The organism is Streptomyces abikoensis, from assembly GCF_014648775.1.
GTDB lineage: Bacteria > Actinomycetota > Actinomycetes > Streptomycetales > Streptomycetaceae > Streptomyces > Streptomyces abikoensis.
In genome coordinates, this window is sequence record NZ_BMRT01000001.1 from 523058 (window position 1) to 545438 (window position 22381).

General features: G+C 73.5%; 22 protein-coding genes. 16 read left to right on the forward strand and 6 right to left on the reverse strand.

Annotated elements, in window-relative coordinates:
* Nucleotides 1-22 precede the first annotated feature (22 nt).
* The 6 genes from IE096_RS02270 (at nt 23) to IE096_RS02295 (ending at nt 4934) form a co-directional block, all read left to right on the forward strand.
* Entirely contained in the window at nt 23-799 is a 777-nt protein-coding gene (locus IE096_RS02270) for a class I SAM-dependent DNA methyltransferase (RefSeq protein ID WP_189447806.1), read from the forward strand.
* A 14-nt stretch (nt 800-813) separates the two neighbouring features.
* Nucleotides 814-1212: a hypothetical protein gene (locus IE096_RS02275; protein WP_189447808.1), complete on the forward strand. Its 399-nt coding sequence runs from the start codon at nt 814-816 to the stop codon at nt 1210-1212.
* Nucleotides 1209-2054 (forward strand): hypothetical protein, encoded by an 846-nt coding sequence (locus tag IE096_RS02280; RefSeq protein ID WP_189447810.1) that lies wholly within the window; start codon nt 1209-1211, stop codon nt 2052-2054. Before IE096_RS02275 ends, IE096_RS02280 begins: the two co-directional genes overlap by 4 nt.
* A 394-nt stretch (nt 2055-2448) precedes the next feature.
* Complete coding sequence (locus IE096_RS02285) at nt 2449-3372, forward strand: phospholipase B family protein (RefSeq protein WP_189447812.1); 924 nt, start codon at nt 2449-2451, stop codon at nt 3370-3372.
* Nucleotides 3314-3667: a hypothetical protein gene (locus tag IE096_RS02290; RefSeq protein WP_189447814.1), complete on the forward strand. Its 354-nt coding sequence runs from the start codon at nt 3314-3316 to the stop codon at nt 3665-3667. Before IE096_RS02285 ends, IE096_RS02290 begins: the two co-directional genes overlap by 59 nt.
* 55 nt (nt 3668-3722) lie before the next feature.
* Entirely contained in the window at nt 3723-4934 is a 1212-nt protein-coding gene (locus IE096_RS02295) for a phosphatidylserine decarboxylase (protein ID WP_189447816.1), read from the forward strand.
* Between the two features lie 102 nt (nt 4935-5036).
* Here the strand turns inward: IE096_RS02295 and IE096_RS02300 are convergent, their stop codons facing one another.
* Nucleotides 5037-5489 (reverse strand): DUF4442 domain-containing protein, encoded by a 453-nt coding sequence (locus tag IE096_RS02300; protein WP_189447818.1) that lies wholly within the window; start codon nt 5487-5489, stop codon nt 5037-5039.
* A gap of 142 nt (nt 5490-5631) precedes the next feature.
* Here IE096_RS02300 and IE096_RS02305 point away from each other — a divergent pair, with 142 nt between their 5' ends.
* On the forward strand, nt 5632-6654 hold the full coding sequence (locus tag IE096_RS02305) for a DUF8017 domain-containing protein (RefSeq protein WP_229819866.1): 1023 nt from the start codon (nt 5632-5634) through the stop codon (nt 6652-6654).
* A gap of 25 nt (nt 6655-6679) precedes the next feature.
* On the opposite strand, the gene IE096_RS02310 is transcribed toward IE096_RS02305, so the two are convergent.
* Together IE096_RS02310 and IE096_RS02315 are read right to left on the reverse strand one after the other, a co-directional pair.
* A complete protein-coding gene (locus tag IE096_RS02310) occupies nt 6680-7525 on the reverse strand; it encodes a spermidine synthase (RefSeq protein ID WP_189447821.1) in 846 nt (281 codons plus the stop codon).
* Between the two features lie 88 nt (nt 7526-7613).
* Complete coding sequence (locus IE096_RS02315) at nt 7614-8747, reverse strand: GTP-binding protein (protein ID WP_189447823.1); 1134 nt, start codon at nt 8745-8747, stop codon at nt 7614-7616.
* Between the two features lie 300 nt (nt 8748-9047).
* Here IE096_RS02315 and IE096_RS02320 point away from each other — a divergent pair, with 300 nt between their 5' ends.
* The 3 genes from IE096_RS02320 (at nt 9048) to IE096_RS02330 (ending at nt 12222) form a co-directional block, all read left to right on the forward strand.
* Nucleotides 9048-9806 carry a TVP38/TMEM64 family protein gene (locus tag IE096_RS02320; protein ID WP_189447825.1) on the forward strand — a complete coding sequence of 253 codons (759 nt, stop codon included), beginning with the start codon at nt 9048-9050 and terminating at the stop codon, nt 9804-9806.
* A 264-nt stretch (nt 9807-10070) separates the two neighbouring features.
* Complete coding sequence (locus tag IE096_RS02325) at nt 10071-10688, forward strand: TetR/AcrR family transcriptional regulator (protein ID WP_189447827.1); 618 nt, start codon at nt 10071-10073, stop codon at nt 10686-10688.
* A 169-nt stretch (nt 10689-10857) separates the two neighbouring features.
* The gene (locus IE096_RS02330) at nt 10858-12222 is read left to right on the forward strand and encodes an FAD-dependent oxidoreductase (protein WP_189447829.1); all 1365 of its coding nucleotides are present in this window, start codon (nt 10858-10860) and stop codon (nt 12220-12222) included.
* On the opposite strand, the gene IE096_RS02335 is transcribed toward IE096_RS02330, so the two are convergent.
* Entirely contained in the window at nt 12155-13384 is a 1230-nt protein-coding gene (locus IE096_RS02335) for a PP2C family protein-serine/threonine phosphatase (RefSeq protein ID WP_189447831.1), read from the reverse strand. The two genes, IE096_RS02330 and IE096_RS02335, sit on opposite strands and share 68 nt — an antisense overlap.
* A 312-nt stretch (nt 13385-13696) precedes the next feature.
* Here IE096_RS02335 and IE096_RS02340 point away from each other — a divergent pair, with 312 nt between their 5' ends.
* The 3 genes from IE096_RS02340 (at nt 13697) to IE096_RS02350 (ending at nt 16503) form a co-directional block, all read left to right on the forward strand.
* Complete coding sequence (locus IE096_RS02340; protein WP_189447833.1) at nt 13697-14374, forward strand: uracil-DNA glycosylase; 678 nt, start codon at nt 13697-13699, stop codon at nt 14372-14374.
* Nucleotides 14375-14408: 34 nt separating this feature from the next.
* Nucleotides 14409-15446 carry an N-acetylglucosamine kinase gene (locus IE096_RS02345; protein WP_189447835.1) on the forward strand — a complete coding sequence of 346 codons (1038 nt, stop codon included), beginning with the start codon at nt 14409-14411 and terminating at the stop codon, nt 15444-15446.
* A 106-nt stretch (nt 15447-15552) separates the two neighbouring features.
* Nucleotides 15553-16503 (forward strand): sirohydrochlorin chelatase, encoded by a 951-nt coding sequence (locus tag IE096_RS02350; RefSeq protein ID WP_189447837.1) that lies wholly within the window; start codon nt 15553-15555, stop codon nt 16501-16503.
* Nucleotides 16504-16897: 394 nt separating this feature from the next.
* Here the strand turns inward: IE096_RS02350 and IE096_RS02355 are convergent, their stop codons facing one another.
* Both IE096_RS02355 and IE096_RS02360 read right to left on the reverse strand, forming a co-directional pair.
* Nucleotides 16898-17956 (reverse strand): lactonase family protein, encoded by a 1059-nt coding sequence (locus tag IE096_RS02355; protein ID WP_189447839.1) that lies wholly within the window; start codon nt 17954-17956, stop codon nt 16898-16900.
* 313 nt (nt 17957-18269) lie between these two features.
* Nucleotides 18270-19781, reverse strand: a complete 1512-nt coding sequence (locus IE096_RS02360; protein WP_229819980.1) for an FUSC family protein — start codon at nt 19779-19781, stop codon at nt 18270-18272.
* Between the two features lie 340 nt (nt 19782-20121).
* Here IE096_RS02360 and IE096_RS02365 point away from each other — a divergent pair, with 340 nt between their 5' ends.
* From IE096_RS02365 to IE096_RS02375, 3 genes are all read left to right on the forward strand, one after another.
* Nucleotides 20122-20604, forward strand: coding sequence for an Lrp/AsnC family transcriptional regulator (locus IE096_RS02365; protein ID WP_126917102.1), 483 nt, complete (start codon nt 20122-20124; stop codon nt 20602-20604).
* Nucleotides 20605-20656: 52 nt separating this feature from the next.
* Entirely contained in the window at nt 20657-21370 is a 714-nt protein-coding gene (locus IE096_RS02370) for an HAD family hydrolase (RefSeq protein ID WP_229819867.1), read from the forward strand.
* 83 nt (nt 21371-21453) lie between these two features.
* Entirely contained in the window at nt 21454-22377 is a 924-nt protein-coding gene (locus IE096_RS02375; protein ID WP_189447842.1) for a D-alanyl-D-alanine carboxypeptidase family protein, read from the forward strand.
* The last annotated feature ends 4 nt before the right edge of the window (nt 22378-22381 follow it).

Consider the following 22381-nt stretch of genomic DNA (forward strand, 5'->3'; position numbering starts at 1 on the left):
CCTTGAGCCCTTGGAGAAGCCCGTGCCCGCATCCCCGGAGGCCCCCGAACCGCCGGAGCCCGCCACGGCCGTCCCGTACACGCGGCGGTTCGCCGACCGCTACGACAGCTGGTTCGGCAAGGAGGCGCTGACCGCCGACACCGTCGACTTCCTCGCCCGGCTCGCCGGCTCCGGGACCGCGCTCGAACTGGGTGTGGGCACCGGCCGGATAGCGCTGCCGCTGGCCCGGCGTGGCGTCCGGGTCGAGGGAGTCGACGCGTCGCCGGAGATGGCGGCGCGGCTGGCGGCCAAGCCCGGCGGTGACCGGATCCCGGTGACCATCGGCGACTTCACCCGGCTGCCGGCGGACGGGCGGACGGTCGACGTGGTCTTCGTCGCCGGTGGCACGTTCTTCGAACTCCCCACCCAGGAGGACCAGTCGCGCTGCTTCCGCCATGCGGCGGGGCTGATCGGGGCCGACGGCGCCTTCGTCCTGGACGCGATCGTCCCCGAGGTCCTGGCCGGTGCGGAGTGGTCGGGCGGCCGCGTGGTGCCCAATCGGGGCGACGATCTGGTCGTGCGCTACCGCCGCTTCGACCGCGCCGCTCAGCGGTACCACTCGCATTACGCGATCACACCGGGCGACGGCAGTGGCAGCCTCCACCTCCATGTCTCCTTCCGCTACGCGGGCGTCGGCGAGCTGGACCTGATGGCCCGGGCGGCCGGGCTGGAGCTGCGGGAGCGGTACGGGAGCTGGGGCGGGGCGCCGTTCCGGGACGGCTGCCCGTATCACGTGTCGGTCTACCGGCCCGCTCGCTGAACGGGGGCCGGGTCGTGCCTGCTTGGGCCTCCGTCACGCTGACCGTCGCGGCCGTGGTCGTGCTGGCGGCGTTCGTCGCGTGGGGAGCGACGATCTCACCGAACCGCCCGTTCTCGTGGGGCATGTACTCCGGGTCGTCCAAGGGCTATCTGTGGTCCGGTCCCGACGACCCCACCGTACTGCCGCCGCACCGGCTGCTGATCGCCCCCACCGGTCACTACCTCACGGTCCCGGAGCTGCGGAACCTGCTGGAGGGCGCGGGCTTCGACATGCCGCTGCACGGCCTGATCGTCGGATCCGACGGCGGCTGGCGGGTGGACTACGACCCCGGCCGGCACCGCCTGCGTGTGGCCCGGCTGCCCGCCGGGCACGAACGGCGCGTCCTGGCCGACGCTCTGGGTGGGGCGCAGTGAGCACGGCGGTGCCCGGCGCCGGGCTGCTGCTCGCCCTCGCCGTGGTGTGGCATGCCGGTGTCGTCATGGCCGACGCCCGTGCCGTCGCCCGGAACTACCCCGGCGGCCGGGTCTACCGCCTCGGCCACGGCTGGACGTCCTCCTCCGCGTTCGCCGCCTACCACCGTCTCGCTCGTGTCATGCTCGCGATGGGAGGGGCTCTGGCGGTCGCGTGCGCCAGCGCGCGGCTGGCCCCCGGGCGCGGTACGGCCACGGCCCTCGGGGGATGCGCCGCGGTCGTCCTGGCCCTGGTGTTCGTCAACCGGCGGTACGGCGGCGTCCGGTACGCCGGGGTGTGTCTGGCGATCCTCGCGGGCTGCCTCACCGTGGCGGGCCTGGGCCGCGCGGTGGGCGGCCCGGCGTGGACGGCGGCGGGCGGGGCGCTCGCGTCCTTCTTCGCCGCACAGTTGTACCTGGTCGCCGGCCTGCGCAAGGTACGGTCGCGGCACTTCATGAACGGCGGCGTCCTCATCGACAACCTGGTCTACAACGCCGCCCAGGCCGCCGCCGGCAACCGCGACTTCCTGCCCTGGCCACGGCAGGCCGCGCTGGGCGCACTGCTCCTGCGGCCCGCACCGCGTACCGTCTGCCGTGTCATCGCGGTCCTCACGGCCCTCGGCGAACTCCTCCTCGGACTCGCCGTGCTCGGCCTGCTCCCGGCGCCTGCCACCCTCGCCCTGGCCGTCCTGCTGCACGCGGGCTTCCTGCTGGTCAGCCCGCTGCGCATCGTGCCGTTCGCGGCGGCGGCGACGGGGCTGGTCCTCCTCGCCGCCTCCCATCCGATGCTGTCGGCACTGCTGTGACACGGCCGGGTGGATGGGGCACGGATCGGGGCACGGCTCGGCCCGTCGTCCAGCCGCATCTTGCCGCACAGGGGCCGGGGGACGCGGAGCTCATTGGCTTGATGAGTTCCGTCGGCAGTACCGGGTGCCCCACTCGTGCACCCCAGAGCCGCCGAAACGCCCGTTGGTGTCTGCACTCCTCTACGTCCCGCGCCGGTCTTCCCGGAGGTCACGGAGTGCTGCCGGGCGAACATTCTGACCGATTCCTTGCTGCCTTCTGAGACGGCAAGTTCCCCACTGACGCCCCGAAACGTCCACGGGTAGTTTGACGGGCCGGAGATCACTCAACCCGGAGATCACTCAACGACGAAAACCATATGCCGTGGACTACTCGGATCGAGCCGAGGAGAAGCCGATGGGCAATTCGTCCAGGTGGCGCTACGTCGTGATGGAAGGCGAGGCGAAAGCGCGCGGCGTGGCACACGGCGAGGCACTGGCCGACCGGATCGTGGAGTCGTTGGAGCGCGCCGATTTCATGTCCAGGCAGGACACCGGCCTGCCGTTCGAGTTCTTCGTCTCGAAGGTGCACGAGGCGTTCGGTCTCAAGGGTCTGCACGAAGAAGTCCAGCACGAGCTGGAGGGCATCGTCGAGGGCTGTCACAACCGCGGGAAGACCGAGGTCACGTTCGACCGGCTCGTCGCGCTCAACGGCGCGGAGGAGCTGATCGACTCCTGGTGGCCGTGGTACCAGGAGAAGCACCACGGACGTGGCGCCCGGAAGCGTCGGGAGGCCCGGCCGCGGTGCTCGGCGTTCATGGCGATCGGTTCGGCGACCACCGACGGCCGGATCGTGGCCGCGCACAACTCGTGGGACCGGTTCGCCAGCGGCGACGCCTACAACGTGGTCCTGGACATCAGGCCGCCGGCGGGCAAGGGGCACCGGGTGCTGATGCAGGCCGCGCCGGGCTGGGTGTCCTCGAACACCGACTGGATGCTCACCGATGCCGGGCTGATCGTGGTGGAGACCACGATCGGTTCGTTCGACGGCGCCTACATCCCCCACGGCAAGCCCGAGTTCGCGCGGTCCCGCGTGGCCACCCAGTTCGCCGACTCCATCACGCACTGGACATCCCTGTTCGCGGAGAACAACAACGCGGGCTACGTCAATACGTGGTTGCTCGGCGGCCCGTCCGGGCGACAAAGACCCGATGCAGCACTACGACATCCGGGGCAACGGAGCGCGGCGCATCACCCTCGACCGGCTCATCAACGAGGAGAAGGTGGACCTGGACCGCGCCAAAACCATCATCGCCGACCACTCCGACGCCTACACCCATGACAAGGGCATCGGCAGCTCCCGCTCGGTGTGCGGGCACCTCGACCGCGACGACGGCAGGTACGGCAACCACGGCCAGCCGCCGTTCTTCCCGTGGGGCGCCAACGACGGCAAGGTCTATCACGCCGGCGCCGGCCCCACGGACCTGACCTTCCAGGGAATCTGGGGCAACTCCTGCGGCCAGGAGTTCAACCCGGACAGCTTCTGCGACAAACACCCGCAGTACGAGGAATTCCGCGGTCACATGAACCACCGCCCGCCCGGAGCGACCTGGGAGACCTTCCCGCCCGACGCGTAGCCGGCACCACCGATCCACCGACCAGGGGAATCCCATCGACGACAGGAACCTGACGATGGCCGCCACATTCGCCTCGACCACGGTGATCGACGAACTCGAGGCAAAGCTGGAACAGGACAAGGTCTTACGCGACCTGCTGACGGAATCGCTCAAGCAGGCGTACACGAATGCACAGGGGAAGCTCAAGAGCGAGTTGTTCCAAGCACTGGACTGGCCGCAGGACGTCCCCGGCTACCTCGGCTATCTCGGCACATTCGCCAAGTGGGCGCCGCGGCAGGACCCCGGCGAGGCCTGGTCCGACGACGAGAACGGGCAGCGGGAAGTCTTCGACCGGTTGTGCCACTTCTACTTCCTCGTCGACCAGAACGTCGACGGCAAGATCGTGCAGAACGATCCGTGGTTCAAAGGCTGGATGGTCCGGTTCGCCAAGGCGTGGGGGAGCTTCCTCGACACGACGGCGTCGTTCAGCGAGGAACAACTCGACTCGTTCCACCTCTCGCCGCGCTACCGCGTCGAGGACTCGATGGTGGGCGGCAAGCCCAACGAGCCGAGCGGCTGGCTCACCTTCAACCAGTTCTTCGCCCGCGAGCTCAACCCCGGCCTGCGGCCGATCACCGACCCGGAGCACAACACCACGGTGACCATGCCCGCCGACTCCACCTTCAAGGCGACATACCCCATCGACAAGCACTCCGTCATCCACCCGACCGACGGTTCACTGCGGCTCAAGCTCACCCACGAGGTCACCTCGATCCCGAAACTCCTCAGCGACCGGAGCAAGTACGGCAAAAAGTTCGCGGGCGGCACGTTCGTGCACTACTTCCTCTCTCCGTACTCGTACCACCGCTTCCACACCCCCGTGGCCGGGCAAGTGAAGGAGTGCTTCCCCATCCACGAAAACGTGTACCTGGACGTCGCCATCGGCGAAAACGGGCAGTTCGACGCCCCGGACAGCAGCGTCGGCGGCTATGAATTCGCCCAGGCGCGCGGAGTCGTCGTGATCGACACCGCCAACTCCCCGTACGGCGACATCGGGCTGGTCGCGGTCATCCCGGTGGGCATGGCACAGGTCTCGTCGGTCCACATGACGATGACCATCTCGGACGCCCAGATACCGAAGGGTGAAGAGTTCGGCTACTTCCTCTTCGGTGGTTCCGACATCATCCTTCTGTTCCAGAAGGGCCGCGCGCCGGAGATCAACACGGACGGCGGGTATCGCCTCTACGGCACTTCGGTCTCCGAACCCGCGCCCCTGACGGAGAACTAGCCTCGATCATCCGGGGTGGCCGACCGGATCTCGACCAGCGGGTTGCCGATCTCCGACAGGAAGTCGGAGATCGGCGTCCTCCCAGGCCAGGGAGGCCCGGGGCTACTTGTTGGGGCGCAGCGTCCACCAGATGGTCATCTCGCCCGTCTCCGCGCCGTCCTCGCGGGTGATCGAGACGCGCACCGGGAACTCCGGGCGCTGTCCGGCGTCGAGTTCGGCGACGACGTCGGCGGCCGGTCGGCCGAGTTCGGCGGTCGCGGTGACGGGGCCCATGGCGAGTTTCTTGTAGCCGATCTCGGCCTTGACGGCCAGCGGCACGGCGCGGGAGAGCTGGTCGCCGAAGGCGGCGAGGACGATGGCGCCGCTGGCGGACTCGGCGAGGGTGAACATCGCACCGGCGTGCGGGCCGCCGACGTGGTTGTGGTAGTCGGGCTGGTCGGGCAGCCGGAGGACCGCGCGCTCGGCGGTGATCTCGTCGAAGACGAGGTTGAGGGTGCGGACCATGGGCACGGTGGCCGCGAGGGCGTCGCCGATCGAGGGCGTGGTCTGTGACATGCCGGTAAGTTACCAATCGGTAGCACGATCGGGAAGGGGTGACGACCACAACCGTTACCCACGGCCTCTATGGTTGTCGGCCATGTGGCCAGGACAGCAGCAGCCCGGGGGCGGACAGAACCCTCAGGACCCGAACGCGAACGTGAACCCGAACGGGAACCCGAGCGCGAACCCGTACGCACAGCCGGGTCCGGGTCAGCCCCAGGGCAACCCGTATCAGCAGCAGCCGGGCTACCAGCAGCCCAACCCCTACGCGCAGCCCGCCGGGGCGCCGCCCGTACCGCCCGGCGCGCCCCAGTGGTCCCCGCCGGGGGCACCCGGCGCGCCCCAGCCGCAGGGCGGGGGCGGCGGCCGGGACAAGCGCACCACGGTGATCGCGATCTCCGTCGCGGCGGCGGTGGTCGTCGCCGCGGGCGTCACCGGCTTCCTGGTCCTCAAGGACGACGGCGGCAAGGACGACCCGGCGCCCGCCGCCAAGGACGCCAAGCCCTCCGCGTCCGCCCAGGCCCCGTCGCCCGCCGCGAGCTCCCAGGCGCCGCTGGACAATCCGCGGGCGGGCGGCAGCAGCGTCAAGCCCGTCGTCGACGGCTGGAAGGTCGTCGTCAACTCCAAGCGGCACCTCGCCTTCGACGTCCCCGCCGACTGGGACGTGCCGCAGGACGGGGCGGCCGTGCGGATCGACGACGAGGCCGACACGTCGGGCATGAAGCTGGCCGAGGCCATGTCCTCGCCCGCCTACTTCCAGCGGGAACAGTGCTCGGTCAAGAACGACCGGGGCACCGACGACACCTACTCGTCCGGCGTCGCCGGCACCAAGGGCGGCCAGGGCGCCAAGAGCCTGGAGGAGGCCGCCCAGAACGAGGCGGCCGCCTGGGCGTGGGCGATGTTCGACCAGAAGAAGCAGGGCAAGTACGACATCGGCAAGGGCACGGCCTTCAAGAGCGACCACGGCATCACCGGAGCCACCGCGACCACCACGGTGACCAACGTGCCCAAGGCCAACAAGTGCTCCAGCGACGGCAAGGCCTTCACCGTGGCCTTCAAGGACACCAACGGCGACTTCGCCGTCTGGGTCTTCTCCGGGGTCAAGGGCGACAAGCGCGAGGTCGCCGACGACACCATCAAGAAGGTCATGAGCACCCTGCGGCCGCTCGCCTCCTCCTGACGGACGGTGGCCTCGCCGGAGCCGCTCAGCCGACCGTGAACGCCCCGCCCGGCGGCTCCGGCGAGGCCACCGCCTCCGCGTCCCGGACCGGTACCGCGCCCCGGGCGAACCGCTCCAGGGCCGCCCCGTACTCGACCCGCGCGGGGAACGCGTCGGCGGCGGACCGCCGGGCCAGGTCGGCGAGCGGCGGCTCCCGGTGCGCGGCGACCAGCACGGCGTTGCCGAACCGGCGGCCGCGCAGCATCGGGGCCTCCGCGATCACGCACACGTGCTCGAAGACGGCCGCGAACGTGGCCACCTGGGCGCGCAGGAAGCCGAAGGGGGCGCCGTCCGCGAGGTTCGCCACGTAGTGGCCGTCCGGCCGCAGCACCCGCGCGACGCTCCGCGCGTACTCCAGGGACGTGAGGTGGGCGGGCACCCGGGAGCCGCCGAAGACATCGCCGATGATCATGTCGGCGGAGCCGGCGGGAGCCTCCTCCAGCACGGCCCGGGCGTCCCCGGCGCACACCTCGATCCCCGACCCGTCGGGCAGCGGCAGGTGTTCGGCGACCAGCTCGATCAGACCGCGGTCCGCCTCGACGACCCGCTGGGCCGAGCCGGGGCGGGTCGCGGCGGCGTAGCGGGGCAGGGTGAGGGCTCCGCCGCCGAGGTGGAGCAGCGTCAGCGGCCGGCCCGGTTCGGCGACGGTGTCGAGGACGTGGGCGATCCGGCGCGCGTACTCGAATTCGAGGTGGGTGGGGTCGTCGAGGTCGACGTACGACTGGGGTGCGCCGTCCATGGTCAGCAGCCAGGCCCGCGCCCGGTCCACGTCGGGCATGAGCTTGGCGGTGCCCTGGTCGACCTCGCGGGTCACGGGTATCGGTTCGTCCACTCCCCCATTGTTCCCCCTCGTGGCGGGGCGGCGTGCCCCCTGGTACCGGGGTCGCCGCCCCGCCCCGCCCTCACCGGCCGCCCCGCGCTCACGCCGCGACGGCCGTCACCGTGCCGGTGCCGATGGTGCGTCCGCCCTCGCGGATCGCGAAGGGCAGCCCGGCCCGGACCGGGAGGGGACGGTCCAGGCCGACCGTCAGGGCCGCGCTCCCGCCCGGGCCGACGCTGCCGCGCGGCCCGAGGCCGATCTCGCCGGTGACCTCGGCGGTCCGCAGATGGAAGCGGGCCCGGAAGCCGGTGCGGACCGGGGTGCGCCGGCCGCCCTCGGCCGGCGTCAGCAACCGCGCCCGCGCGGTGAAGCGCCGGTGCACGGTGGCGCTGCCCGGCGCGGCGACCACGTCCCCGCGCCGTACCTCGTGCCCCTGCAGCCCGCGCAGCAGCAGCGCCACGCTGTCCCCCGCCTGGGCGACCTCCATGCCGCGGCCGAAGGTCTCCACGCCCAGGACGTGGGTGAGGCCGTACCCCTCGGGCAGTTCGACGAGGTCACGCGGGCGGACGGTGCCGCGCTCGACGGTGCCGGTGACGACGGTTCCGCGCCGGGGCACGATCAGGACGCGCTCGACCGGCAGCAGGAAGGGCGCGTCCGTGTAGCGGACCGGGGTGGGGAGGCAGGTGTCGACGGCGTCCAGGAGGGCCTCGATGGAGGCGGTCCAGCGCGGTTCTCCCCGCAGCGCGCCCAGCGCGGAGACCCGGACGACGGGGGTGTGGCCGCCGTCGCCGCCCCGCGCGGTGAGCAGCCGCCGGACGTCCGCCTCGACGGCGTCGGCGCGCTCCGGCCGGGCGGCCTCGGTCTTGGTGAGGGCGACGACGAAGTGCTCCACGCCGGCGCGGCGGGCGAGGAGCAGGTGCTCGGCGGTCTGCGGCCGGACGCCCTCCAGCGCCGAGACGACGAGGATCGCGCCGTCGAGCCCGGCGGTGCCCGACAGCATGTTCCCGACGAACCGGGGGTTCCCGGGCAGGTCGGCGTGGGCGTAGTGGCGGGTGTCCGTCTCGTACGCGACGTGCGTGGTGGCGACCGTGGGGCCGGACGGGACGCGGCGCGCGGCGGTGCGGCCGAGGCGTGCGGTGATGGCACGGGTGAGTGTGGTCTTGCCGTGGTCGAGGTGGCCCATGGTGCCGATGTTGAGATGCGGCTTGGTGCGGGCATAGGCCTGCTGGGTCATGGCTCCTTCTCTCCGGGATCTTCGGACTCTCTCCGGATCTCTCCGGATCTCTCCGGATCTCTCCGGACTCGGTGGACGGGGCGCCGCCGCGGCCCCGTCGCCCGTCACCCGGGCCGACCGCACCGGCCCCCGAGCGCGATGCTCGCGCACCGCCCTGGGCCCGTCGAATGCTTTTCGCCCGCTCTGCACCGCAGGCCGGCGGACCGGCCGGGCGAACGGAAAATGACCGTTCGTTTCTGCTTCTGTGCCGTCTCACGGAGATCACACCGTCCTTACGGCCACGTCGGTTACGCTCCTTCGATGCTCGATACCGCCGCGCCGCCCCCCGGCCCCGCCGAGCGCCGCGCCCGCGCGCTGCTGCCCCCGTGGGTCCGGCTGGGGCTGCTCGTCACGCTGGTCGGCGGGGCCGTCGCGGCCGTGCTGCTCCTCCATCCGGAGCGGCTGCTCACGGGCGGCTGGCCGGACCGGCTGTCGGGCGGGGCGGCGGCGCTGGTGCTCTTCGCCGGCGCGTACGGGCTGTGCACGGCGGCGTTCGTCCCGCGCCCGGTGCTGAGCCTGGCGGCGGGTGCCCTCTTCGGGGCACCGCTCGGCACGACGGCCGCCGTGGTGGGGACGGTGCTGGGCTCGGCGCTCTCCTTCGGGCTGGGCCGGCTGCTGGGACAGGACGCCCTGCGGCCACTGGTACGGGGGCGGTGGCTGACGGCCGCCGACCGGCAGCTGAGCCTCCACGGATTCCGTTCGATGATGGCGCTGCGGCTCTTCCCGGGGCTGCCCTTCGCCGGCGTGAACTACTGCGCCGCGGTCTCCCGGATGGGCTGGTCGCCCTTTCTGCTGGCCACGGCCCTGGGGAGCGCGCCCAACACCGCCGCCTACGTCATAGCGGGCAGCCGCGCGGCGTCCCCCACGTCCCCCGTCTTCCTCGGCGCGGCGGGCTTCCTGGCCGTCACGGGACTGGCGGCCGTCATCGTGGCCTGGCGGCGGCGCGGGCGCCGGGGCGAACGTCCGGACGGATGCCCGGGCACGCCGGCACCCGGTGACGCCCAGCCGTCCGGTGAGTGAGCAGTCGGTACGCGCACGCAAGGGCTGACGGAGCTCGACATCGAGGACGGCCTGGTCTTCGGCTTCTGCCAGGCAATGGCCCTCGCCCCGCACGCCGGGGAACTCTCCTCCTGACCGGCACCGACGGTACGAAACCGCTGATGTCGGATCATCCCCCGCATGACCCGACATCAGCGGACACACCGGAGCCCGTCCGCCGGGAGGGACAACCGGCCGCCCCCTGAGTATATTGGCTCGGAGCCAGTCAACGCAGGAGTTAAAGCAATGTCTCCGCGCAGCCCAGCGGTCAACGAGGAGTTGCGACGCCGCTCCATCGAGCGCCTGCTGCTGGCGACCGTCGAACTCGTCGACGAGCGGGGCTACGAGGCGACGACCCTCGCGGACATCGCGGACCGGGCGGGCACCGCGCGCGGGCTGGTCTCCTACTACTTCCCGGGCAAGCGGCAGCTTCTCCAGTCCGCCGTGCACCGGCTGATGCACCTGGAGCTCGCCGCATGCCTGGAGCACGAGCCGCGCACGCGCGAGGGACACGCCCTGCTGGCCCGCGCCATCGACGCGATCCTCGGGCTCGCCCGGGACCGGCCCCGGCTGATGCGCACCCATATGGCGGGCATCCTGACCGCCGAGGGCTTCATCCAGTGCCCCGAGCAGCAGCGCCTCGCCGCCCTGCTGCGCGACACCATGGCCCACTACGGCTCCGCCGACCCGGAGACCGACTACCGCCTGCTGCGCGCCCTGCTGATGGGCGCGGTCGTGGCCATCCTGCTGCCGGGGGCGCCGATGCCCGCGGAGCGGCTGCGCGCGGAGCTGTTCCAGCGGTACGCGCTCGCCTGGGAGCTCGGCTTCCCGCCCGGCGAACCGCCACCGGCCCCGGGGGCCTGACGGCCCCCGAGCGGGGAACCGACGGGCCTCCGCCTGGGGATCTGACGGGCGCCCGAGCGGGGAACCGGCGAGCCCCGCCTTCAGGGGCCCGCACCCGTGTGGCCCTTCTGCCCCTGCCGCGACCCGGCCGTCGATGGGATCCTGGACGCACCCGCGGGAAGGAGCCCTCGTGCTTCGCGTCGCAGTCGTCGGATCGGGACCGAGCGGTGTCTACACGGCCCAGTCCCTCGTGGAGCAGCGCACGGTGCCGGGAGTCAGGGTCGACGTGCTCGACCGGCTGCCCTGCCCGTACGGGCTGGTGCGCTACGGCGTCGCCCCGGACCACGAGAAGATCAAATCCCTTCAGAACAACCTCCGCACCGCCCTGGAGCTGCCCGGCGTGACGTTCCTCGGCAACGTCACCGTGGGCGACGGCCCGGGCGAGGTGACGCCGCGTCGGCTGCTGGAGCTGTACCACGCGGTGGTCTACTGCGTGGGCGCGGCCACCGACCGGCGGCTGGGCATCCCGGGCGAGGACCTGCCGGGCAGCTTCTCGGCGACCGAGTTCGTCTCCTGGTACAGCGCCCACCCCGACGCCGCGCCCGAAGGGTTCGCCCTCGAGGCGCGCTCCGCCGTCGTCATCGGCGTCGGCAACGTGGCCGTCGACGTGGCGCGGGTGCTGGCGCGCCGCGCGGACGACCTGCGGCCCACCGACGTCCCGGACGCGGCCCTGGCCACGCTCGCCGCCAGCCGGGTGCGGGAGATCCACATGGTGGGCCGGCGGGGACCGGCCCAGGCCCGGTTCACCACCAAGGAGCTGCGCGAACTGGGCACCCTGCCGGGCGCCTGGGCGCACGTACGGGCCGACGAGGCCGCGCTGGACCCGGCGTGGGCCGACCCCTCCGCGCTGTCCGCGGCCGCCCGCCGCAACGTGGAGGTGCTGCGGGAGTGGGCCGGGCGGCCGGACACCGACGGGCTCCGGCGGATCCGGCTGCGGTTCTTCCTGCGGCCCGTCGCCCTGCTGGGCGACGAGGCCGTACGGGCGGTGCGCTTCGAGCGGACGGCGCCGGACGGGAACGGCGGCGTCGTGGGCACCGGGCGGTTCGAGGAGATCGAGGCGCGGCTGGTCCTGCGCTCGGTGGGCTACCGCGGAGTCCCCATCCCCGGGCTGCCGTTCGACCCCGAGCGCGGCACCGTCCCCCACGACCAGGGGCGCGTGCTGCGGGACGGCGCGCCCTCGCCCGGCGAGTACGTCGCGGGCTGGATCAAGCGCGGGCCGACCGGCGTCATCGGCACCAACCGCCCCTGCGCCAAGGAGACCGTGGGCTCGCTGCTCGCCGACGCCCGGGCCCTCCTGGCCCGCCGCCCCGCCGAGGACCCGCTCACCGCCCTGCGCGCGGCCGGCGGGGACCCGGTGGAGTGGCCGGGCTGGCTGGGCATCGAGGCGGCCGAGGCCACGCTGGGGCGCCGGCTGGGCCGGGGCACCGTCAAGATCCCGGACTGGGAGGGCCTGCTCGGCGCCGCGCGCTCGGTGGAGGGGACGGCAGTGAACTGACGTTCCGGCCGGCCGTCCCGACCGGGTGGCGGGCGATGGCGACGAGGGCGACGTCGTCGTCCAGGGAGCCGCCCGCGTGGACGACCAGATCGCCGTGGAGGCGCTGGGCGAGCCGCTGGGGGTCGGTTTCCCGCCAGGCCCGGAGCCGGTCGGCGAGGGGGTAGAAGACGCCGTCGGCGTCGCGGGTCTCGATGACCCCGTCGGTGTAGAGCAGCAGGAGGTCGCCGTCCCGGTAGGGGAAGGTCTCGGCCTCGTAGTCGTCTTCGGTGACGCTGCCGCTCACCCCGAGGGGGAGGGCGGGATCCCGCACCGTCAGTTCCGTCGGCTCCCCGTCGCGCAGCAGGATCGGCGGCGGGTGGCCGCAATTGATGAGTCGGAGCACCTGCTCGTCGTCGGGGATGTCGAGGACCGCGGCCGTGACGAACCGTTCCCCGGCCGACGCGTCGCCGGTGGGCTGTCCGGACTCCTCGGACCCCTCAGCCCCCTCGGACCCCTCGGTCTCCGAGTAGAGGGCGTTCTGGAGGTGTGCCACCAGCCGGGGCAGCGGTGGATCGCGATGGGCGGCGGCGCGGTAGGCGCCGAGCAGCAGGGCCGCGTCGCCGACCGCCGTCAGTCCCTTGCCCCGTACGTCGCCGATCATCACGCGGGCGCCCCGGGGAGTGCGGACGGCCGCGTAGAGGTCGCCGCCGATCCGTGCCCCGGCCTCCGCGGCGACGTACACCGACGCGATGCGCAGCGGCCCCAGCCGCGTCGGCAGTGGCCTGAGCAGGACCTTCTGGGCGACGTCGGCCACCCAGCGGGCCTGGCTGAGCGCCTTTTGATGGCCCTCGTGCACCGAGCGGAAGGCCACGACGAACAGGGTGATCACCACGAGCGCGATGATCTGCGCCTGGTGGTTGGACGTCCACAGCCCGCCGTGGAAGAGGCCGATGACGATCTGGGCGACCACGGCGAGGACGCCGATGAGGGCGGTGAGCCGGGGACCGGCGAACACCGCGGTGATCGTCGGGGCCACGACCAGCAGGGGGCCGAGGTGGATGTTGGGCGCGGTCAGCAGGTCCACCGTCACGATCAGCCCGATCAGCCCCAGCGGCACCGCGATCAGCGCACGGCTGGGGCGCCACGACCCTTCGGGGTCCGGCAGACGGTGCTGAAGGCGCATGCTTCCTGCTTACATTCCCCGCGGTCCGGGCGCCTGTCCAACACGAGGTCCGACACGAGGTGGGCCTGTCGCCGTCCACGAGGTGGGCCCGTCGCCGTCAAGGCCCGTCCAGAAGTAAGTCATAAAGGATGACAAGCCGATGGGGGGTCCCCGGGCACCGCGACGGGTGAATCCGCAGGACGCGCGGGAGCGTCGCACCGGCCGGTCCGCGCTGCCGTCCGGGCATCCCGACGGGCGCCGCCCTCGCCTCGCGTACGATCTTTGCCTCAGAGCGACACCGTCCATACGTGAGGACAGGGAGGCACGGCAGCCGTGGCTGCGAGACCCTTGAACGAGATCGTCGAACCGGGCTGGGCCAAGGCGCTCGAGCCGGTGGCCGGGCGGATCGCCGCCATGGGTGACTTCCTGCGCGCCGAGATCGCGGCGGGCCGGACCTACCTGCCGTCCGGCGCCAACGTGCTGCGCGCCTTCCAGCAGCCGTTCGACGACGTCAGAGTACTGATCGTGGGTCAGGACCCCTACCCCACGCCCGGCCACGCCGTCGGCCTCAGCTTCTCCGTCGCCCCGGAGGTGCGCCCGCTCCCGGGCAGCCTGGAGAACATATTCCGGGAGCTGCACACGGACCTCGGGCTGCCCCGGCCGTCCAACGGCGACCTCACCCCGTGGACCCGGCAGGGGGTGCTGCTGCTCAACAGGGCGCTGACCACCGCCCCGCGCAAGCCCGCCGCCCACCGGGGCAAGGGGTGGGAAGAGGTCACCGAGCAGGCGATCCGCGCGCTGGTGTCCCGGGGCAAGCCGATGGTGGCGGTGCTCTGGGGGCGCGACGCCCGCAATCTGCGGCCGCTGCTGGGCGGGGTGCCGTGCGTGGAGTCGGCGCACCCCTCCCCCATGTCGGCGGACCGCGGCTTCTTCGGCTCGCGCCCGTTCAGCCGGACCAACGACCTGCTGGCCCAGCAGGGCATGGCGCCGGTCGACTGGCGACTGGCCTGACACGGGCCACGGCCCGGGCGATAGGGTGCGCGCCATGTCGCTTCGTACCGGCACGGCGGGCAGGGGCAGAGCGGGCGCGGTCCTGGGGGTCGACTCGGGCGGCTCGGGCCTGCGGGTGGCGCTCGCCCCGGCCGCCGGCGGCTCCCCGCTGACCTGGTCCTCCCCCGTACCGGTCGGCACGGGCGGGCGCGGCATCGACGCCCCGGAGCTGCTCGACCGGGTGCTGCCCGCCGCCCGGCGGCTGCTCCACGAGGCCGGTTCGCCGGGCTGCGACGCCGTGTGCGTGGGCGCCGCAGGCATGGCGACCCTGGGGAACGACCTCCACGCCGTGCTGCCCGGAGTACTGCGCGCCGAGCTCGGCGCCCGGCGGCTCGCGCTGGCCAGCGACGCCGTGACCGCCTACGCGGGCGCCCTGGGGCAGCGCCCGGGCGTGGTCGTCGCCGCCGGTACGGGCGTGATCGCGCTCGGCACCGCCCTCGGCCCGGAGGGCCGCTGGCGGCGCGCCGACGGCTGGGGTCATCTGCTGGGCGACTGCGGTGGCGGCGCCTGGATCGGACGGGCCGGGCTGGAGGCGGCGATGCGGGCGTTCGACGGGCGCGCCGGGGGATCACCGGCGCTGCTCGCCCGCCTGGAGGCGGTCCTCGGCCCGGCGTGCGGGCTGCCCGGAAAGCTCTACCCCCGGCCGGACCGGCCCGCCGTGCTGGCCTCCTTCGCCCCGGAGGTGGGGCGCTGCGCGCCGGACGACCCGGTCGCGGCGGGCATCCTGCGGGAAGCCGCGCGCCACATCGCCGCGTCCGCCGCGGCGGCCTGCCCACCAGCCACGAGCCCGGACGCGGGCCCGGCCGCGGGCCCGGCCGCGGCTCCCGAGGTGGCGCTGACGGGCGGGCTGTTCCGCATGGGCGAGCCCCTGCTCTCCCCCGTCCAGGAAGAGTTGCAAATGCAACTACCGCAGGCCCGGATGACGACCGCTCAGGGCGACCCCCTCGCGGGGGCATTGCGCGTGGCCACGGCGCTGACGGAGGACAGCCTCGCACTGCCCGTGGACGGCGCGCTCCTGCGCGTCGTTTGCTGATCACATCCGCACCCAACGCTTGAGGTGATGAATAAAACCGGACAGACCTTGATCATTTACCCCCACCTAAACGGACGAGTCCTATGAACGGCTAACATGCGGCGCCATGAGCTCCCCCACAGGGCCCACGCCGGGCCTGCCAGTACGAATGCCGCGTCCCCGCCAGCCCGGACGGCACCGGCGGCCGGAGCCCGCGGCCGCTCCGGCGGGTGCTCCCCCGCTGGTGCTCGCCGTGCCCGGGACGCCCGACATCACCACGCGCCGCCTCGCCGAGGAGCTGCTGAGCATCGCCCGCTCGGAGCTTCCGGGCCTCGACGCGCGCATCGGCTACGTGGACGCCACCGAGGGCGACGACGCCGGTGACGGCTTCCCCGCCCTGGACGCCGTCCTCGGCCACGCCTCCGCCCAGCGCGCCGCCCGCATGGCCGAGGCCGAGGCCGCCGAGGGCCCGGAGGGCGCCGCCGTCTGGGCGCAGGCGCCCGACGCCGTCGTCGTGCCGCTGCTGGCGGGCCCGGACAGCGCCGTCGTCCGCCGCATACGCCAGGCCGTGATGAGCAGCGGCTCCGCCAGCGAGCTCACCGACGCGCTCGGCCCGCACCCGCTGCTCGCGGAGGCCCTCCACGTCCGCCTCTCGGAGGCCGGGCTGGCCCGCGCCGACCGCGCCCGGCTGTTCACAGTCGCAACGGCCGCCGACGGTATCGTCCTGGCGACGGTCGGCGGTGAGGAGGCCGTGCAGTCCGCCGGCATCACCGGCATGCTGCTCTCCGCCCGTCTCGCGGTGCCGGTGCTGGCCGCCGCGCTGGACGAGGACGGCGCCGTCGCCCGCGCCGCCGACCAGCTGCGCGGCTCCGGCTCCCGGAACCTGGCGCTGGCCCCCTGCCTCATCGGCCCCGAGGTCGACGAGACCCTCACGGCCATGGCCGCCAAGGAGGCCGGCTGCGCCGCCGCCGAGCCGCTGGGCGAGTACCCGTCGCTCGGCAAGCTCGTCCTCGCCACGTACACGGCCGCGCTGGGCATCACGCTGCCCACGGCCCAGGGCGCCTCAGCCGCCCGGTAACCCGGCCGTCCGCACCGCCACGGGAGGGGTCTCCACCGCCGGAGGCCCCTCCCGGCGTTTGCGGCCGCCTCCGGCGAAGCCCCTGCCGAGTCGAGCGGGAACCGTCCCCCTCCGGTGGGGAACGCCGGTCCGCGCGGTAGGCGGCGGCCGTCGCAGGGTGGGCGAGGCACGGAGGAATCCCTCCACGGCCGGAGCGAGCAGCCCGCGTGAGCGCCTTCGCACCGCACGGAAGGGACCGCACGGAAGGGGCAGACGACGGTCGCAACGCGGACAAGGCGCGGACGAGCTCCTCGCGCGGCGCCAGCAACCCCACGACCGCGAGGACCGGCGCCCCGCCGGGGACGGGCCCGCGTGAGCGAAGACCGCTCCGCGGCAGCGCGTGGCGACGCGCGGCTCAGGCGAAGACCACGCAGGACGCCGCCGCGATCGCGGCCGAGCCCGTCCGCTCCGGTATGCCCGTGTCCGGGTCGACGGTGAACCAGGTGACATCCCCGGAGCGCTCGTTGGCCGCGTACAGCACCCGCCCGTCCGGGCCGGCCGTCAGGTCACGGGGCCAGTGCCCGCCGCAGCCGACGGTGCCGAGCAGCACCAGCTCGTCGCCGGAGGGGTCGAGGGAGAGCGTGGCGACGCTGTCGTGGCCCCGGTTGGCCGCCCACAGGAAGCGGCCGTCGGCGGAGACCACAGGGGCGGACGGGTACGTCGGCCCCTCCGCCCCGGCCGGTACGACGCGCGTCTCGCTCAAGGGCTCGAGCGTCCCCGTCGCCCCGTCCCAGCGGCAGACGGTGACGGTGGGCTCCAGCTCGTTGAGGACGTAGGCGCGGTCGCCGCGCGGGTGGAAGACCAGATGCCGGGGGCCGCTGCCGGGGCGCAGCCGAGTCTCCCCGTGGGGGCCGGGCGCGCCGGTGACGGGGTCGGTCCCGTAGATCCACACCGAGTCCGTGCCCAGGTCGGTCGCGAGGAGCCAGCGCCCGGTGGGGTCGGGCGCGACGGCGTGCGCGTGCGGCGCGGCCTGACGGTCCGCCACGGGGCCGCTTCCCTGGTGCGGGAACACCGCCGAGGGAGCGCCCGGGGCGCCGCCCACCCGGACCGGCAGGGCGCTGACGCTGCCGGAGCCGTAGTTGGCGGTGAGCAGCCACGGGCCGGCGGTGGCGAGGTGGGTGGGCCCGTCGCCCCGGACGGGCACGGGCGGGCCCAGGAGCGCGGGCCGGGCGGGATCCGCGAGGGAGAACGCCGCCACGGCCCCCTCGTCGGTCTCGCTGACCGCGTACAGGACGTCGCCCCCGGGCGAGAGCGCCAGGTACGACGGGTTCACGACCGCGTCGGTGGCGTGGACGGGCGTGAGCGCGCCGGTCACGGCGTCGACCTCGGCCACGGTGAGGCCGGGGCCGCCCGCCTCGGTGAACGAGCCGATGTAAGCCCACCGGCGCCGCTGTCCTTCGCTGCCGTTCGCCATGACGTCCTCCCCCTCGCGGCCTGGCGGGTCGGTGCGGCCCGCCGGGCGTCGGATCACTGTCAGTGGCTCCGACGCTACACGGCGGCACTGACAACGCCGCGACCGGCCGCTCCCCCGGCCCGCGCGCCGCCGCCTCGCCGGGGGTACGGGCGGCCGGGCGCCGGGAGGTCGGATGCGCTCAGGCGGCCCTGCGGGCGGCGCCCCGGGCAGGCCGGACACCGTGCCCGGCCACCGGGCGGCGGACCGGACAGCCGGGGCGGCAGCGCCCGTCGGCCCGCGACGCCCGACGTCCGAAGCCCACCGGCCCGACCCCTCACGCCGCAGGGGCGAAGACCCCGCGCGGCCCCTCGCGCAGCGGCGTGGCCAGCGAGGCGAGGGACGCCTCCAGGTCGCGCAGGTGGGCGAGGGCGGTCTCGGCGCCCGGGTGGTGGTGCGGGGCGGCGCCGGGGCCCGTCGCGGCTCCGGGCGTCTCGCCGGGCGCGGCCAGGGCAAGCAGCGCGGATTCGACGCGGTCGCAGGCGGCGGTCAGCCGGGCGTCGTGGGAGGCGGCGGGGTCGGCGGCGACCTCCGCCAGGCCGCGGGCCTGGCGGGCGCAGTCGTCGAGGTGGGCGAGGACCGCCAGGGCGCGCTCGCGGCGCGCCCGCAGCGGGCTCAGCGGGTGGAGCAGCGGGGCGAGGGAGACCCGCACCTTGGTCAGGAGGAGCTCCAGCTCGGCGACGTGCGGGGCGGGGTCGGCCGACTCGTCGCCGGCCAGCCTGCGCGTGGACTCGGCGGTGCAGTGCCGCACGGCCAGCAGGGCCCGCCTGATCCAGGCGTCGGTGGCGGCGTGGGTGGTGACGGGCAGGACGACGGCGACGGCGACGGCCGCGCCCGCCGCGCCCACGAGGGTCTGCTCGAAGCGCAGCGCCAGCAGGCCGGGGTGGAGGACGCCGAGGAGCCCGTACAGCAGGCCGGCCATGACGGTGACGAAGAACATCATCCAGCTGTAGGAGGGGGCGGCGGTGTAGAAGATCCCGAAGACGCAGAGGGCGACCAGGGCCGCGGTGGGCGCGGGCGCGCCGTGCAGGGGTACGGCCACGAGAAGGCCGGCGGCGATGCCCGCGACGGTGCCGACGACGCGACGGAAGCCGCGGACGAGGGTCTCCCCGCGCGAGGCGGTGTTGACGAAGATCCACCAGGCCGTGCCGACGGCCCAGTACCAGCGCTCCTGGGAGACCAGCTGGCCGACGGCGAGGGCCAGGCCGCAGGCGAAGGCGGTCTGGAAGGCCTGCCGGGTGGTGGCGCGCGCGAGGCCCCGGGCGCCGAGGGGTGCGGGGACGGCGGGCGGCGGGGTGCGCCGCTCGATGGGCCAGACCGCGAAGCGGACGCCGCCGGCGGCCGCCAGGCCCAGGAGCACCGCCGCGTACAGGTGCGGCAGCTGGGCGGGGACGGCGTGCAGGAACTGCGTCGCGAAGAACATCATGAAGCCGAAGATCCCGAGGGCGTTGCCCCGGGGGCCCCAGCGGCGGGCGTACACGCCGCAGAAGACGACGGCGAGGAAGGCGGCGTCCCGGGCGAGCGGCAGCCCGTGCAGGGCCGACGCCAGCGCGAGGACGGGCAGGCCGACGGCGGGCAGCAGCGCGGTGGTGACCGCCTGGCGGCGGACGGTCGGGTCGGCGACCGTGAACAGCGCGAGCAGCGCGGCGAGCCCGCCGGTGATGGAGGCCGTCAGCGGCAGCCCGGACAGTGCCACGACGGTGACCGCGAGGCCCACGCCCAGCACGGCGCGGGTGGCGGTCCGCAGCCTGGCCCGGCCCGGATCGGGTGCCACGAACGCCCTCTTCAGCACTGCTTTGCGCCCCTTTCGACGTCTTGTTTCGACATCCCGATGCGAAACCCGCCCGGATCCCGGCGCGGAGCCATGGGAATCCCGGCATGGAACCCGGCATGAAAAAGGCGCCGCGGGGATCCGCAGCGCCATCGACCCGACCATCAGACCATCACTGCGGCGGGTGGCTCAAGAGTGCCCCGAAAAACTGAGCCATTGGCCCAGCAGAACAACGAGTAACTGCGCCAGGAGCGGGCCAATGGCCGCGTTCCGCCGTACCGTGCGGCTTCACCCCGAACGACTGGGCCATTGGTACAGTGCGGGCCGGACCGAACGACCCCGAGGGAGCCGGTGGCCCATGGCCGTGGACGCGCTGGACGCCAGGATCCTGCGACTGCTGCTGGAGCGGCCGCGGACGAGCGCTCGGGAGTACGCGCGGCTGCTGGGGATCGCGCGCGGCACGCTGCAGGCACGGCTCGACCGGCTGGAGCGCGACGGCGTGATCACCGGGACCGGCCCCCGCCTCTCCCCCGCCGCGCTCGGCCACCCCGTGCTGGCGTTCGTCCACATCGAGGTCACCCAGGGCCACCTCGACAGCGTGGCGAACGAGCTCGGTGACGTACCGGAGATCATCGAGGCGTTCTCGATAACGGGCAGCGGCGATCTGATGGCGCGCGTCGTCGCACGCGACCCGGCACACCTGGAGGACGTGATCCAGCGGCTGGTGCAGCTGCCCGGCGTGGTGCGCACACGGACCGAGATGGTGCTGCGCGAGCGGGTGCCGTACCGGATGGTGCCGCTGGTGGAGTCGGTGGGGCGGGCGGCGCAGCGCACGACCTGACCGCCGGGCACGCAGTGCCGTTGGGCCAGGAGGGCCCTGCCATGCTGGGCGCGTGATCACTTCAAGCCGGTCCGCGAACGCGTCCGCGCCTCTCGCGGTCATCTTCGATCTCGACGGAACGCTGGTGGACAGCGAGCCGAACTATTTCGAGGCGAGCCGGGCCGTGCTCGCCCACCACGGTGTACGCGCCTTCGGCTGGGACGATCACCTGCGGTTCGTCGGGATCGGCACGCTCGAGACGCTGGAGACCCTGCGCCGGGAGAACCGCCTCGACGTGCCCGTGGACGAGCTGCTCGCCGAGTTGAACCGCGCGTATCTGGAGCTGGCGGGGACGCGCACGGAAACGTTCCCCCGGATGCGGACGTACGTGGAGCGGCTGTACGGGGCCGGGGTGCCGCTGGCCGTGGCGTCCGGATCCTCGCGGCGGATCATCCGAACGGTGCTGGAGTGCGTCGGCCTGACGGACCGTTTCGCCGCGGTGGTCTCGGCCGAGGAGGTGCCCCGGGGCAAGCCCGAACCGGACGTCTTCCTGGAGGCGGCACGGCGGTTGGGCGCGGAACCCAGGGGCTGCGTGGTGGTGGAGGACGCGCCTCCGGGCGCCGAGGCGGCCCACCGGGCGGGGATGCGGTGCGTGGGGGTGCCGTACGCGCCCACCGTGGCGGCCGATCCGGCGTTCAGGACGGCGGGGCTGCTGTTCCCGGGCGGCCAGGGGGAGTTCGACGCCGAACGGGCCTACACGTGGGTCTTCGACGGCCGTGGGGAATGAACCGTACATTCCGTTTTTTCCTCGTGAGTCACTGGTGCGATCATCGGCACGCCACACCCGATTCACGAGGAAAAGGTCCCTTCATGGAGCTCAGAAGCAGACCCGTCCGCCGTCGGTACGCGGCTGCGATCGCCTCGGCGCTCGCGCTGGCCATCGCGCTGCCCGCGGCGACCGCCCAGGCCGAGGGCGGCCCGTCCGACATCGCCGCGCAGGGCGCGTTCCTGCTCGACAGCGGGACGAACCACGAGCTGTGGGGCAAGGACGCCGACACCAAGCGGCAGATGGCCAGCACCACCAAGATCATGACCGCCGTCACGGTGCTGAACAAGCGCGGCCTCGACCTCGACAAGCAGGTCACCATCAAGCAGTCGTACCGCGACTACGTGGAACGCAATGGCGCCAGCACCGCCGACCTGCGGACGGGCGACACCCTGACCGTACGTCAGCTGCTGTACGGGCTGATGCTCCCCTCCGGGTGCGACGCCGCGTACGCGCTCGCCGACACCTTCGGCCTGGGCAACACGGAGGCCGCCCGGACCCGGCAGTTCATAGCCAAGATGAACAAGACGGCCGAGGACCTGGGCATGACCAACACCCGGTACGACTCGTTCGACGGCATATCGGCCAACGGGGACAACTACACCACCCCGCGCGACTCGGCGACGCTGGCCCGGTACGCGCTGGCGAACGACACGCTCGCCACGGTGGTCAAGACGACGACCACCAGCCAGAAGGCCGTGAACGTCAACCGCACCTACCGCTGGGACAACACCAACAAGCTGCTCGGGTCCTACGAGGGCGCGATCGGCATCAAGACCGGCACCGGCACGGCCGCCGGACCGTGCCTGGTCTTCGCCGCCCGGCGCGGCGACCGCACGGTCGTGGGCGTCATCCTCAACGACCCCACGAACCGCTACCCCGACGCCGTGCGGATGCTCGACTGGGCCTTCGGCACGAAGACCGAGCTGAAGCTGCGCCAGCTTCCGCGGTCGGCGCAGAAGGACTGATCCT